We start from the raw sequence: 14,724 nt of genomic DNA, 5'->3' as shown, positions 1-14,724 counted from the left end.
TTAACTATTAGACAGAAAATTATGTAAATCATCCTTATAAAATGTCCTATCTAATATTAATCATAGTACAAAATTAAATATCTGAAAATACTTAATTTTTAAATAATAATAAATTAAAAAAGAAACTGCCAAAGCAGTTAAAATATCACTCTATTCCTTTATTGCCAATATCCTCTATTAATCTATCTGCCTATTAACCATCTTTTAGGATTTTCGACCATCATAGTCTCAATTTGTTTTTCTGTTACTCCATCCTTTTTTAATTCTGGAATAATTTCATCGATTACATAGGTCATGGACCATTTAGGGAGGTGTTTTTTAATGAACTCCTGATCAAACCAATCAATTGTACAGCAATAATCTTGAGATAGAAACATTTGCTCGGCATATCCTCTTTTTGCTAGCTCAATGACTGCAGCATTTCTCTTTTCTGCTCCCATTACTTTACTGGCACCGTACCGGTCCATTCCGATAAAAGCACCTCTATCTAGTACTTTTAAAAGATATTCAAGATTATCAGTATCACCGCAATGTCCTATCAAAATATGTTTTGGATCTACTCCTTCATCTTGAAGAATGTCCAGCTGCTGCAGCCCTGTACCACTCGCGGGATGTGAATGCGTCATGATCGGAACTCCTGTTTTATGATGAGCACGTGCAACTGCTCGAATCACCTTTTCAACATCTGGAGTAATCCCCTGTGCATCTGTTGCACATTTTAGGAAACCCGCTTTAATTGAGGTGCCTTGCACGCCAACCTCAATGTCCCTCACAAATACGTCTGCCATATAATCAATGTCCCGGTATTGAAAATGCGGGGCTACATAATGATACGTATAAATTCCCGTTGCTGCTATGATCTGAATCCCCGTTTCAAGCGCCACCTTTTCCATAAAACGAATATCTCTTCCCGCTTCCATAACAGTTGGGTCACAAATCGTCTTTACACCACGCTCCATCACAGCATTAATCTGCTTAACAGCCTGCCCGTATTCGTATTCCTCATCAAAGAGATGTGGAAACTGCACAGCCACTGACTCTGAACGAACACGGAGATGCTCATGTATTAACGTATACCCCAGCTCTGAACTTTGAATTTGTCCTGTAACCGAATTGATTGCAGCCATAATCTTACCTCCTATTTTTAGTTTAGAACTAACCACGTTGTTTTTTATATGAATTTACTTTATGTCAGTAGTCTTTTGTTTTATCCTATATATGCTTATCCACTTTTCGTCCTGTTTAGAACATTCCCTTGATGCTTCTTTATACCATCAGGGACATAACCACCGATTTCTTATCATTACATCTTTAATTTGACCGGGATTATAATATGTTGATTGTTAAAAGCAGGAAGGCCTTATAGTAGGCCCGACGTCCTTCTCAGGTCAAAAGTGACAGGGAAAATTTGACCGTCCTTCGCCTGATTCAGATACCTAAATTTGAATGCTTACCTCATTACTTTCCAATTCCCACTAACCATTGTTCATCATCATAATATTCAGACAACATTTTCGCTGGCTTTAAGATCTCTTTTCCATATCGATCTGACAAGAATTCTAGACGCTGAACGATCTCTTTCAACTCAAAATTCTGAACAGCTTCAAAAGGACCCTTCTCATCTCCTGTTAGTCTAAAGGCCAGATCAATGTCGTGTACGTTCGATACCCCTTCTTCTAATAGCTTTACAGCTTCGTTGAATTTAATAAAGTCCATATCCTCGATTTTCACTTTATCTGTACGTTTACTAAGATCGATGGTTGGCCGTCCGTTTGACCAATCGTAAAACCCTTTTCCTGTTTTCTTACCATACTCTTTTAAACGGACTTTCTCTTTCAGCTTTTCATATGGCTCATAGTCTGGGTGAAGTACTCCTTTGCGATATTCGGAAGCATCATGGATAACATCCAATCCAATATGATCACAAAGTTCAAAATTACCAATTGGTTTTCCATGATAACGGATAAGCGCATCAATTTCTTCCGGTTGTGCAACACCCTTATCAACTACTGCACCGAGGTAGATGCGGGAAGGTCCGTTTACCCTGTTAATAATGAAGCTAGGACTGTCCTTTTCGACTCTGACAGGCGTTTTATGCATTTTTACACATAAATCGTAAGCCGTTTGCATCACTTCACTGCTTGTATCTTTTCCTTTGATGACTTCTACTAATGGAATGACCACGACTGGATTGAAAAAATGAAGCCCTACCACTCTCTCTTTGTGATGTAAAAATTGTGAAATCTGAGAAATAAGCATGCTAGATGTATTTGTCGCAAGAATTGTTTCTTTAGAAGTTAATTCCTCCAGCTTTTGAAATAACTTCTGTTTTATTTCCAACACCTCAGGGACCGCCTCAAACACAAATTGTGCTTTCGTAACAGCTTCTTCGAAATCTAAAGTAGGATGCAGGTTTTTCTTAGCCATTGCAACTGTTTCATCACTAATTTTCCCACCTGATAACATCCTTACTAGACTCTTCTCAATATTCGCGACGCCCCTTTGCAAATTCTCCTCGGTGGTATCCGTTAAGTAAACGTTAAGCCCCCCAAGCAGCGCTGTCTCAGCAATACCATGACCCATGTCCCCTGCTCCAATAACAGCAACGTCCTTAATATTTCCAACTCTCATAGTAACCCTCCTCGAATTGCAGTCATAAATCTTAACTTCTTCTTGAAAAATAAGGCTATGTCATGAAGATCTTTGTTAAATTCTCGGTATAATTTGACCTTGAAAGGAAAATACAACCTACAGAGTAACAATGATCTTGATGAACATAACCAAAAAAATACAGGATAGTAATCTATTTTATTAATGAAACAGTAAATATAATAGAAATTATTTGTTTTTAAGAACTCTCCTCCAACAATAAGCTAGTTGGTCTTAGGATTTCTTTGCCAAGCTTTTCTGAGAGATACTCGAGCCGGTTAATGACCTCGTTAAGCTCATATCGCTGCGCAACTTGAAATGGCCCTTCCGGTTCACCGTTTGCTAACGTCATGGCTAGATTAATGTCCTTAACATTAGATACTCCCTCTTCTACCAATTTTGCCGCTTCATTAAATTTCACAAACTCAATGTCATCGATTGTGATTGCCGTTGTCCTTTTATTCACATCAACAACCGGCCGGCCATTTGACCAATCATAAAAGCCCTTTCCTGTCTTCTTGCCTAATTGCTTTAACTGTACTTTTTCAACAAGACTTCGATACGGTTCGTATTCAGGGTGAAGCGCCTTCTTACGGTATTGAAGGGAATCATAGACGACATCTAAGCCGCATAATCTGACAGTTCAAAGTGGCCGATTGGTTTTCCGTGATATCTCATCATGGCATCGATTTCTTCCGGCTCGGCCATCCCCTTGTCTACCACCGCACCTAAGAAAACACGAAGCACCCCATTCACTCGATTGACAATGAAACTAGGACTCTCTTTCTCGATTCGGATAGGAACCTTACTCATTTTGACGCACATATCGCAGGCACCTTGCATCGTTTCTTCAGACGTATACCGACCCTTAATGACTTCAACAACTTCCATAATAACAACATGGTTAAAAAAATGAGTCCCGACAATCCGATCCTTATAGTGCGCAAACTTCGCTACATCCGTAATCACCATATTGGACGTATTGGTCGCAAGGATTGTATCCTTAGAAGTCCACTCATCCAATTGCTTAAACAAATTCTGTTTAATCGACAACACTTCTGGGACCGCTTCATAAACAAATTGAGCGTGTGTTGCAGCTTCCTTGAGATCTAACGTGGATAGCAAATTGTTCCGGCTCGATGCAATTTTTTCCTGGCTGATTTTCCCCTGCTTCTCCAACTTCTCTAAACTGGCGTGAATCTTTTCTATTCCCCGCTGCAATTGATCTCGATTTATATCAGTTAAGATCACCTTGTATCCCGCAAGCAGCGCACATTCTGCAATACCATGCCCCATATCGCCAGCGCCTACCACGGTTATTGTATTGATATCATCAATCTTCATAAGGACCTCCTAGAAAAATTAATCTATCACTCCTATTCTATGAAAGCTTACAACTTACAGTATCCCATCTTTCTTCCATGCTTCAATTTCCTCCGCGGAATAGCCTAGCTCTGTCAAAATATCTTGATTATCTTCTCCTAGATTAGGAGCACTTTTTTTAACTTCACCAGGCGTCTTTGATAGCTTGATAGGAAATCCAAGATACTTTTCACCATCTTTTTCAATGACCATATTACGAGCCTTTACCTGCGGATCCTGAACAACCTCATCAATATTTAAGATTGGTGAAACACAAGCATCTTTTCCTTCAAAAATAGCATTCCATTCTTCTAGCGTTTTCTTCTTAATGATGGCCGCAATCTCAGCTTTCATCTGCATCTGCACTTCAAAAGGAGCATTTAATTTTTCGATTAGATGCTTAGCCTCAATTTCTGTGCAGAACACCTTCCAAAACTTCTCTTCCAATGCTCCAACCGATAAATAGCGTCCGTCAGCTGTTTCATAAGCGTAATAACAAGCTTTTCCACCGCCCAATCTTAATTTCCCTTTTTCTAGTACCTTATTATTAACAAAATAATCTGGGTACATGGATTGCATCCAAGACATGACTCCGTCTCTCATCGCAATATCCACAAACTGCCCTTCCCCTGTTAGATTCCTTGCCTGAAGCGCAATGAGAATGCCAATCGTGGCCATTTGTGAACCGCCTCCAATATCGGCAATTTGGATAGCTGAAAGTACTGGAGGCCCCTCGATATGACCTTGCAAACCTAGTAAACCGGCATAGCTCTGGTAGTTGATATCATGTCCTGGCATTTGCGAATATGGACCATCTTGACCGTACCCTGTAATGGCACAATAAATGATTCCAGGGTTTATTTTTTTCAAATCTTCATAGCCCAGTCCTAGTCGATCCATTACCCCAGGACGAAATGATTCTAGTACAATATCTGAAGTCTCTACTAATTTCCTAAATACTTCCTTGCCTTTTTCGGTCTTCAGATTTAGGGTGACACTCTTTTTATTCCGATTAAGAGAATGGAATACAGCACTGTTCTCCCCAACTTTTGTATCATTCCATCTAACATAGTCACCTAGATTTGGTTCTTCGATTTTAATAACTTCTGCACCGAAATCTGAAAAAAACATCGAACAATATGGACCAGGTAAAAGACGGCTTAAATCTAAAATACGTAACGAACTTAAAGGCATAATCATTTCCTCCGTTTTAAAAGTTTTATCGTTGATTTACAGGCAGTGAAATTCGTACTGTTTATTCGACGGATTTTCCGCCGTCTACAATAAATGTTTGACCCGTAATATAATTGGAAACATCTGAAGCTAAGAAAAGTGCCATTGCTGAAATATCTGATGGCTGCCCAAGTCTTCTTAACGGAATCATTTTCAGCATCCGGTCTAAAACTTTTGGATCAGCAAGATCATCTTTGTTAATGTCAGTTGCGATTAGGCCTGGTGCAATGGAATTCACCAAAATATTGTAGCGCGCCCATTCATTCGAGAAAGTTCTAGTCAAGTGCATAACCGCTGCCTTACTAGCTCCATAAGCAGCAATATTCCGGTAGGCACGAGATCCCCCAATCGAAGAAATATTGATGATCTTTCCGCTTTTTTGAGGAATCATCACCTTGGCAGCTTGCTGGCTGCAAAAATATAAAGCTTTCAGATTAATATTGTAGATGAAGTCCCATTCCTCCTCAGTTGCTTCTAATACAGGATTTGTTGCATTGGCCCCTGCATTATTAACTAAAATATCCAGCTTGCCGAACTCATCTATTGTTGTTTTCAGCATGGATTGAATATCCCTCATCTTGGTGACATCAGCTGAGAGGGCAATCGCTCTTCGGTTCATTTGAGTTACTTCATGTGCGACTTCTTCACATGCTTCTTTATTTCGGCTGACAACGACTACATCTGCTCCGTTCTTTGCATAATCTCTTGCCATTTGCGCACCTAAACCTCTGCTTCCCCCAGTGATTAGTGCGACTTTCCCCGTTAAATCAAGAACATTTTCCATTATGTAACCCTCCTAGATTTTTAAAATGACAGTTTAATCATCTTATCCAATATTTCTTATGTCCCCGGAAATAAAACGCTTACAAAATACATTTAAGAAGCAATTCTACTCAAGATAAGTTACTAAATTTCTAAATTTTTTAATAATTTAAATAATATTGTATATTTACTCTATAATCCTGTAAAATAAGTATCAGTTACGGGGAGGTAAGTAAAAGTTTCTTTAATGTAATTCCGTCTTACTTACGAACCATAGAATTCGGGGGTAAATAATGAACATTGAGCAGTTGCACTATATCATTGAGGTCGCTAAAACAAATTCGATGTCCCTTGCTGCACAAAATCTCTTTGTTTCACGTCCGGCCATCAGCCAGGCGATTAATAGTTTAGAAGAAGAATTGCAGATTAAGATCTTTGATAGAACGCGAACTGGAGTCTTTCTTACGAAGGAAGGAACAAGGATTGTTGAAAGAGCTCAAGATGTCATTTTGAAGATACAATTATTAAAAGAAGAAGCGAGTATTCAAGCCTTAAATAAAAGAAAAGAGTTGAAGCTCGCCATCTGTCCAAGCTTATTTTCCATCACATCTGAACTCTTGCTTCGTTATAAGCAGGTTCATCCTGATATCAATATCGAAATAACAGAAAGAGGATCATGGGCGGTTGTTAAGGAAGTGAAAGAAAAAAACGTGGACATGGGTTTTACCGCGATAGCTGATACTACCATGAAGAATAACGAAGACGAGCTTGATTTTGATATATTAGCAGATGGCAATATGTGTGTTGCTGTTCAACAAAACTCTACTTTAGCAGGGAAAAAGTTTGTTACTCCTATAGATTTGAAGAACCAGTCTATTGTTATTTATCAAAGTGATTCATTGAAATCTTTATTTGACGATCTCAAGAAAAAGTATGGTTCTATCAATATACTCTTTATTTCTAATAATATGGAACTAATCAAAAAAGCAGTTGGAAAAGGGGTCGCCATCACGATATTCCCGGATTTGTCTTTAAAGTCTGATCCTCTTGTTTTAAGCGGTGAAATTCTGTTAATTCCTTTAGTTGAACAAAGGCTGGAGAATCTATTTTATACATCGGCCTGGTCGAAGAATAAGCATTTGCCTGCTGAAGCGAAGCACTTTTTACAATTTTTCAAAACTAATTTTAAAAGGAGCTAATGAAGAAAAAAGACTGCTGAGAACCCTCGACAGTCTTTCGCTACTGCTTGATTACCATTAAACTAATACAGTCTGCTTTATCTCTTCCCTTCATTCTCCGGAAAAAGAAAATACGAAATCACACCTGAAAAAATAGCTGCCCCTATTGCAATCATAAGCCTAATACTAGGCTCTATTTCTGAATAACCCCCGTTTAGCATCCAAATCGCGACAACTAAAACAATGATCGTGATCGGAATGACAAACATAAACCTCTTTGTTTTCAATGTAGGAACATCCTCTCTGCTCATTAAACTTACTTATGCAATGCTTTATAGTTTATTATACAAAAAAAGAAAGCCTAGAGTCGGCTTTCAGACAAGTTCTTATCATTTTCTAACCAGTTCTAATTAATTCCACTTTTTAAGCGCAGCAATAATTTTACTTCTTACCTTCCCTAATAATGTTACTTCTCCTTTACCGACTTTCAATTTATGATACTCATTATAGCTGGCAACGATGATTAAAAGAGATCCAGCAATGAGCAGGTAAGCCCACCAAGGGAGATTACCCCAAAATGGCCGGGTTTGCAGTAATACATTCAGTAACAATACCCCTGATCCAATAAAGAAATAAGCTTTTATTTTGAAAAATACACCAGCAAGGATCGATACCAATGAAAGCGTCCCAAGAATGATTGCATCATAAACTGTCGAACTCTCTAAACCATCCATTACGAGCATGATCGATACAATTGTAAGGATCGCCCACTGCAGCCGGCTGGTTATCCATCCATATTTCCCCTTTAAGCAAAAGCGAAGATAAATTCCGAGCGCTACAAACGGAAGGACAAGCATTTCTGTTTCAAGCAGTGATGGAATACTAACTTCTTCTAATAATGTGTAATACGGCTGAAGTAAATACCCTCCTGCCAAAAAGGTCGGGATCCAACGGGAAGAATCATGAACTCTCTTTCTTTGCAGCCAGAAAACCAGGACAATAAACAAGCCAGGAAGAAGTTTCATCCAAAGAACAGGCTGCTCCAAAGCATACATGGTAATAAAAAAGATAACCGAAGAAATACTGTAAAAATCAAGATATCTCTTTATAAAACTATGATCTTCTCCATATAGCTGTTTATAAACCACTTTTCCAGTTATTAAAAGTGACAATCCAAATCCTGCTAGCAGGAGATGTTCTAGCAACACACCTAGCTCATGATAAATCATAAATTGCAAACATCCAAAGTACATAAACAATATCGGAACAACCGCGATTATGTCCCATTTCGCCCTATGAATGAATATCATGACACCAATACAATAAAGAATCGTCAACATAAATGAAATGGTTCCATAAGGATATACCGTTAAGAACGCGATCACGCCAACGAGTGAGAATGGAACGAAGTAAAAGGCCGTTCGTTTTTTATAATCTTCATTCACCAAGAACCAAAAAACGGCAATGGCTAGACTTGTGAATAAATACGGATATTCTCCGTCAGTGAACTTCAGCAAATGGAACCCCGTGGCAAACGCCAAAAATACAGTAGTAAAGGTACTATAAAGAAAAAGCTTCTTTTTCCATTCTGATGTCGCTGCATTTGTGCTGAAAGCATAAACCAAGATCCCAACAAGAAATGTCCAGGCAGATTCCTCACCATTCAGCACCAACGTAAACAGCAGAGAAAACGGCATGTAAGCATGTCCTGTTATGGCAAAAGCAGTAAACATCTTTCGATCCCTTTTTTGAAAATAAAGTGCACTTGCAAGCAGCAATACTGCAGCCAAAATCCACTGGAACAGCTCAAAATATTGTACGTCACGAACTAGTAAATGGATGGAGTACAATAGAGTAAAATAGGCAATCAAAGCTGCACTGCTGATCAGGTAAGGCACCCATTTCATTTTTGTATAGTGATAGAGCTTCGCATACATCACTATTGCTCCAGATGCAATCAAAGGTCTCACGACTTCATCATTGATTGGGAAAACAAAAGAATAAAATAGTCCAATACTATAAAAAACTTGCGAAACATATAGACTATTTCGTTTGATAGCAGAGTCTTTTACTTGTAACATTCCCACTAACAGGACAACGCTCCCGAAAATGAAATGAACGGGAATTCCCAATTCATATTCATAGAAGTAAGAAACTCTTCGGACTTCTTCTCCGAATGCTGCAAATGCAAAGCCAACCGCTACAGGAAAAATCCATTGACCGGCTAGTTTGAGTAGTTCTCGATCCTCCACTTTCAAGGTGATCATGGCACAGACACCAATCAGAAGCAGCATAATGCCAAGCTCCCACCATGCCAAGATCACAATTGCTGACATAGACGTAAGCAGCATATATACCCAGCCTATATCCCTTGAGCTTTTTCGGATAACATAAAACGCTGGCCATTTCTTGACAGCTCCAAATACAAATAAAAGAAATCCGATCATAAAAACCAAGAGAATCGCTGACTTGATAATCAGCCATTTATCCAGCAGGAGAACTCCTTCAAAAAGTCCTGCAGAAAGAAAGATTGGAGTTAGGTAAATGAACAACAGTCTTTTTGTTGTATTGCTTAAATAAAGGAAGTTACCAGCAATAATAAAATAGGCTAGTAACAGGACAATGGAAGGATCCCCCAGTTTTAAAATCAACCCCTCCAAGCTGATATAAAGAAAAGCTAATCCTGATATAACGCCACTAGTTGCTGTAAAGATTTTCTTCCAAGGATATTGGTCATCAAGATATTTTGGAAACAGTAAGAACATAAAAGCAATTGAAGCATAAAGGATCGGACCAAGGTTATCCAGCACCGAAAATTCTACTAATTGATAAACTCCGTATACGACCATGGCAGTAAAAACGAAGTGGAACTCCTTTTTACCCGTCACATACACCATGGATAAGTATATAGCAGCTGTTAATAGTAAATTAAAACCGAAATAAATATGCGACTCAAAGAAAATCAGCATCAATAATGTTGCCAGTATTAAATTACATTGCACAAATACATGAAATTCTTTCGAAAATAACTGAAAACTCTGCTTTTCTTTTAATCGACGAAAGGCAACAATTAATAATGAGTTATAGACCATCATTCCAAGGTAAAAAAAGTCGATTCCTGCTTGGAAAGATGCCAATAAAAACCCTATACATAGCGTAAGTGATAAATAAGAAAACCATACAAATAACCGGGATGATTGTCTTCTAGCCAAATAGATATAGACCGGCAAAACGACTATGCTGCTAAAAACACCGAATAAGTAACGGCCTTCTCCAAAAACCGAAAAATACGTACCCAGTAATTGAAACCAGCCAATTGACAAAAGAAAGATCGGCAAAAACAAACTTCCGAGTATGGTAAAAGCAAAAGCTGTTTTTTCAATCCGTAATAATCGCCCTGATACAACAGCCATTCCATAAAATAACAAAGAGATTAGAGCAATTGAACCTGCCTTCATCCAATTTGTCATAATTACCCAATTACTTGTTGCTACAAACAATCCGCCAAACAGCAAGAGGATTACTCCTAGGTTCAAAAGCCACGTAATATTTCTTTCCCTTATTTGTTCAGGCGATCGTTTTTTTGGCTCCTTAACTTTTTTCTGTGCTACAGGTTTAATGATCTCCGGCTCCTCAATAATCGTGCTATTGATGAATTTATCTTCTTTTGCATGTTGGTCACGATAGAATTTCTCATGGGCTTTTACGACATGCTCATACGTTTTGAAGGAGATATAGTTCCCCTCTCTGAGCAAGTAAAGCTCATTTTCCACAATGGATTTTCTTTCTTCCCTCGTTAATGAGTCCAAGTTAAAAGCACCCCTTATATTGGAATGTTCATCTAATTTAGGTGTAATTTTACACTATTTGAACAAATTTTCAATATTAACAGGAAGATTTTTCTTAAATTTGGTAATTTAGACTCATTCATAAGAAATACGCCTCTAAATTAGAGACGTATTTGATTTAAACTCCTCTTAAGCGATTTGCTTGTGCCTAATAACTATCTGGTGCTTGCTCTTCTTCCCCATACACGGAGAACTTCATTCCCCACTCTTTCCCAATTATATTTAGTAACAGCAAGAGATCTTCCTCTTTCACCCATTTTTTTCATCTGATTTTTGTCCGATAGTATTGCTGCAACCTTTTCTTCAAAGCAATTTGGATCTTCCGGATTTTCAACAACCAGGCCATTCCCGCCTGCTTCGATCACTTCCGGATTCCCCCCCCTTGCTGTTGTAACGATTGGAAGCCCTGCTGCCATTGCTTCGTAATGAACTCTGGCTAGAGGTTCTTGCCAGATTGAAGTACAGACAAACAAATCAGCAGCCGCAAACCAATTTTGGATATTATTTGGTTCAACAAATCCGGTTGTAACAACGGGTATATCTAGTTTTTTTGCCAATGCCCTCACATAAGCAACGTAGTCCGTTACAATATCCTGACTAAACCAATTGCTTCCAACTATCACCAAAGCGAGATCTTTATGCTTTTTTGAAAGAGCTGGTATAGCTCGTACTAAACGGTCGACTCCTTTGTTTTGTGAGACTCTGCCAGCGAACAAGATTACTGTCTTGTTCTCCAAACCATGTTCCTTTCGAATTTGATTGCGGATTTTCTGCATTTTAGGATCATTGCCAGGTAAGAACCGGCCCGAGTCCACTCCAGAATAGATCGTCGTCAGTTTACCGGCTGATTCCTGAGGATAAAGTCCTCTAATGACATCGCCAACATAATTGCTAACGGTTACAATGTTGGTAACCTCATTCAATGCTGCCTTCGCTTCCTCAGGGGGAATCTTTTCTGGATTAAACATATCATTGTGCATGCTAAGCGTGATTCTTGACCGAGGTGCGGCATTTCGAACAGGCAGAACTAGTAGAGGACGATTAAATATGTGGATAAGATCAAATTGATTCGAAGCAACATACCGGGAGACACCATCTCGATAGATTTCAAAAATTTTTCCAGGAATACGTACATAGTTAACCCCTTCTATGACTTCTTGATCTGGCAGTGATGGATCGCTGATTCCTAATACGGTAATTTGATGGGACTTACCTACATATGGAAGTACACCAGAAATATAGGTTTGAATTGCCCCCCCCAGCACTGGCGGTACGGGCAGTTTCTCTGTACATATCATTAAAACCTTCATGCTTTCATCACTTCCAATCATCCTTTATTTCTTCAAGAACAGGCCACTTTGTTTGATCGGTATCCACAATCGTTTGAATCATCGAAGATGTCACATCATCTAAAAATATCTCAGGCTCATAGACTACTTCCTTAATATTTTTGTAGAATTCATTCGGCATAGCTAAATCAATCATTAATAAATCATATAACTCTGGACTAATCGGATTTGTTTCATGATAAGCCTTTATCATTTCTCTTACCCAAGTAGTATCCCAACGATATAAATCCGCCATTGTACCGGTAATCAACTTCCTTAAATCACGAATTGGAATATCGTATGCAACACCGTCCAGGTCAATAATCCACATCCCGTTAGGACCCATTTGGCCATTTGACCAGCCATAATCTTGATGGACTAATCCCCAATATTCTTTTCCATGCTGAATTAATTCATGAAAGCTAGATTGGTTTAATCTTTCCAATCCTCTCTTTGCTTGCTCTTCAAATAGATCAACTACATTTAATAGATGAGAACTAGCTGGCATTTCGGAATAAGCAAGAGCTATATTTCGAAACCAATCCATTTTCCGAATAACTTTTTCATAATCTTTCGGCCATTTGTGCAGTCTGGAAGAAACCTCAGCTTGCGCAGGCGGCACATACCCTTTGCTTAAGCGGTGAAACTCACCAAGCGCGGCACAAAGAAGCTTCGCCCCTTCTAAATCCTTTGATACTGGATTTAACGGTTCGATCCATTCAGCAACAAACCATAGTTTTCCCCCTGCTTCCACATAGTCTGCTCCATCTTTTGTTACTACAATTGGCGGCACATTTGCCTTTTGAACATGCACTAAATAATTCTGAGCTCCTAGGCTAAACAAGCTTCTAGTAGGTCTTCTGTGAAGCAGCTTCAAACTCTTAGGGCCGGCACTTGTTTCAAGCTTCCAAATAGCCCCGCCTTTATCGTGCTTTGTCGTGACGACTTCCATACTTTTAACGGAAAAATCATAATGTTTTAAAACTTCATCTGCTAGATTATTAATATAGTCTGGGATAAAGAATTCATCCATTTGTTCTTCCATTTCCCATGGCATGATCTGTTCCATAACATCCCTCCTAATAAAAATTCAAACATCCGAGACAACGGGACCAACAATAACCAAAATATGACATCCTTACTTCATATTTACTTTATGCTCCTATCGAATAATGGTTTGGACAAGTACACTACATAATCAGAGTTTTTGACGAAATCCTCCTAAATGATGTGAGATTTTGTTGGAAAAGCCATAGGGAAAAGGGTAAAGCGCTTATACCTTTTTCAAAAGAAATCATATCCATATAGAAAGAAATAGAGGGGGTCGCAAAAAGATCTATAGAAAGAAAGGAGTTTAAAAGTGCAAACTGTGACAAATCCTATTTTAGTGACCGGTTGTGCAGGCTTTATAGGATTTCATTTATGTCAGCGTCTGTTGAACGAAGGACTTGCTGTGGTCGGAATAGATAATTTGAATAACTATTATGATGTGAGTTTAAAACAGGACCGCCTTAGCATTTTAAAGAAGGATAAAAGCTTTACTTTTATCAAATGCTCTGTTGAAAACCTAGAGCTGCTTGAGAGTTTGTTTGACCGGTATTCTTTTAACATTGTCCTTCATTTTGCCGCGCAGGCAGGAGTAAGGTACAGCATCACACATCCGCATGGGTATATACAATCTAACCTCGTTGGCTTTACTAATATGCTAGAATGCTGCAGAAAATTTAACGTTTCTTCTCTTATTTATGCGTCCTCAAGTTCTGTTTATGGACAAAACAAGCAGTTGCCATTTTCTATTACTGACCGTGTTGACACTCCCATCAGCTTATATGCTGCAACCAAGAGAGCAAATGAATTATTAGCTTATACCTACAGCCACTTGTATAACCTTCCCACAACAGGGCTGCGTTTATTTACAGTTTATGGTCCTTGGGGGAGACCGGATATGGCTATTTTTAACTTTACTAATTTGATTCTAAAAAAAGAGCCTATTGAGATTTATAACAATGGATACATGAAACGAGATTTCACTTATATAGACGACTGTATAGAATCGGTTTACCGTTTAGTAAAGAAAGGTCCTCCAAGGGATATACACCCTCCCTATAAAATATACAATATCGGAAGCCACCAGCCTGTCCAACTACTTGACTGTATCGATTTAATTGAAACTCACTTAGGAGATAAGGCGATAAAACGATTTCTTCCGCTTCAACCTGGAGATGTGCCTGAAACCTTTGCTGACATAGATGATTTAACCATGGATATTCATTATAAACCAAGAGTATCAATTGACGAAGGAATTAAGAGGTTTATTAAGTGGTTTAAAGATTACTATCAAATTAAATAGAGCCTGGATAAGCC

10 protein-coding genes and 2 pseudogenes are annotated in these 14,724 nt (G+C 38.6%); 2 read left to right on the top strand and 10 right to left on the bottom strand.

All coding sequences use genetic code 11. The features are described 5' to 3' along the window. Nucleotides 1-182: 182 nt before the first annotated feature. The 6 genes and pseudogenes from CZ487_RS08790 to CZ487_RS08760 form a co-directional block, all read right to left on the bottom strand. On the bottom strand, nt 183-1,127 hold the full coding sequence (locus tag CZ487_RS08790) for a phosphotriesterase family protein (protein WP_077211736.1): 945 nt from the start codon (nt 1,125-1,127) through the stop codon (nt 183-185). A gap of 331 nt (nt 1,128-1,458) precedes the next feature. After that, a complete protein-coding gene (locus tag CZ487_RS08785) occupies nt 1,459-2,631 on the bottom strand; it encodes a 3-hydroxyacyl-CoA dehydrogenase (RefSeq protein WP_077211735.1) in 1,173 nt (390 codons plus the stop codon). A 217-nt stretch (nt 2,632-2,848) separates the two neighbouring features. Then, a complete protein-coding gene (locus CZ487_RS08780; RefSeq protein WP_077211734.1) occupies nt 2,849-3,115 on the bottom strand; it encodes a 3-hydroxyacyl-CoA dehydrogenase family protein in 267 nt (88 codons plus the stop codon). 84 nt (nt 3,116-3,199) lie between these two features. Then, nucleotides 3,200-3,993: pseudogene (locus CZ487_RS08770) on the bottom strand (3-hydroxyacyl-CoA dehydrogenase family protein); the annotation flags it as partial. A gap of 54 nt (nt 3,994-4,047) precedes the next feature. After that, nucleotides 4,048-5,205 (bottom strand): CaiB/BaiF CoA transferase family protein, encoded by a 1,158-nt coding sequence (locus CZ487_RS08765; protein WP_202617801.1) that lies wholly within the window; start codon nt 5,203-5,205, stop codon nt 4,048-4,050. Between the two features lie 61 nt (nt 5,206-5,266). Next, nucleotides 5,267-6,028 (bottom strand): SDR family NAD(P)-dependent oxidoreductase, encoded by a 762-nt coding sequence (locus CZ487_RS08760; protein WP_077211731.1) that lies wholly within the window; start codon nt 6,026-6,028, stop codon nt 5,267-5,269. A gap of 271 nt (nt 6,029-6,299) precedes the next feature. Between CZ487_RS08760 and CZ487_RS08755 the strand changes: the two genes are divergently transcribed. Continuing rightward, on the top strand, nt 6,300-7,205 hold the full coding sequence (locus CZ487_RS08755; protein ID WP_077211730.1) for a LysR family transcriptional regulator: 906 nt from the start codon (nt 6,300-6,302) through the stop codon (nt 7,203-7,205). A gap of 77 nt (nt 7,206-7,282) precedes the next feature. Here CZ487_RS08755 and CZ487_RS08750 read toward each other — a convergent pair whose 3' ends face one another. The 4 genes and pseudogenes from CZ487_RS08750 to CZ487_RS08735 all read right to left on the bottom strand — a co-directional run bounded on the left by CZ487_RS08750 (nt 7,283) and on the right by CZ487_RS08735 (nt 13,429). Further along, entirely contained in the window at nt 7,283-7,471 is a 189-nt protein-coding gene (locus CZ487_RS08750) for a histidine kinase (RefSeq protein ID WP_237562822.1), read from the bottom strand. Between the two features lie 123 nt (nt 7,472-7,594). Beyond that, nucleotides 7,595-10,993 (bottom strand): hypothetical protein, encoded by a 3,399-nt coding sequence (locus CZ487_RS08745; RefSeq protein ID WP_077211728.1) that lies wholly within the window; start codon nt 10,991-10,993, stop codon nt 7,595-7,597. Nucleotides 10,994-11,193: 200 nt separating this feature from the next. Beyond that, nucleotides 11,194-12,342 (bottom strand): annotated as a pseudogene (locus CZ487_RS08740) (glycosyltransferase family 4 protein); the annotation flags it as partial. 7 nt (nt 12,343-12,349) lie between these two features. Further along, a complete protein-coding gene (locus CZ487_RS08735; RefSeq protein WP_077211727.1) occupies nt 12,350-13,429 on the bottom strand; it encodes a CotS family spore coat protein in 1,080 nt (359 codons plus the stop codon). A gap of 291 nt (nt 13,430-13,720) precedes the next feature. On the opposite strand from CZ487_RS08735, the gene CZ487_RS08730 reads away from it, so the two are divergent. Continuing rightward, nucleotides 13,721-14,710, top strand: a complete 990-nt coding sequence (locus CZ487_RS08730) for an NAD-dependent epimerase/dehydratase family protein (protein WP_077211726.1) — start codon at nt 13,721-13,723, stop codon at nt 14,708-14,710. Nucleotides 14,711-14,724: the final 14 nt, after the last annotated feature.

Origin of the sequence: Robertmurraya dakarensis (assembly GCF_900156875.1) — a bacterium.
GTDB classification, from domain to species: domain Bacteria; phylum Bacillota; class Bacilli; order Bacillales; family Cytobacillaceae; genus Robertmurraya; species Robertmurraya dakarensis.
This window is presented reverse-complemented; position numbering and strand designations above follow the sequence as displayed.

Bases quoted from the DNA above. Each gene is read 5' to 3' on its own strand.
- CZ487_RS08785 (WP_077211735.1), bottom strand. From the start codon at position 2,631: ATGAGAGTTGGAAATATTAAGGACGTTGCTGTTATTGGAGCAGGGGAC.
- CZ487_RS08760 (WP_077211731.1), bottom strand. From the start codon at position 6,028: ATGGAAAATGTTCTTGATTTAACGGGGAAAGTCGCACTAATCACTGGG.
- CZ487_RS08755 (WP_077211730.1), top strand. From the start codon at position 6,300: ATGAACATTGAGCAGTTGCACTATATCATTGAGGTCGCTAAAACAAAT.
- CZ487_RS08765 (WP_202617801.1), bottom strand. From the start codon at position 5,205: ATGCCTTTAAGTTCGTTACGTATTTTAGATTTAAGCCGTCTTTTACCT.
- CZ487_RS08790 (WP_077211736.1), bottom strand. From the start codon at position 1,127: ATGGCTGCAATCAATTCGGTTACAGGACAAATTCAAAGTTCAGAGCTG.
- CZ487_RS08735 (WP_077211727.1), bottom strand. From the start codon at position 13,429: ATGGAACAGATCATGCCATGGGAAATGGAAGAACAAATGGATGAATTC.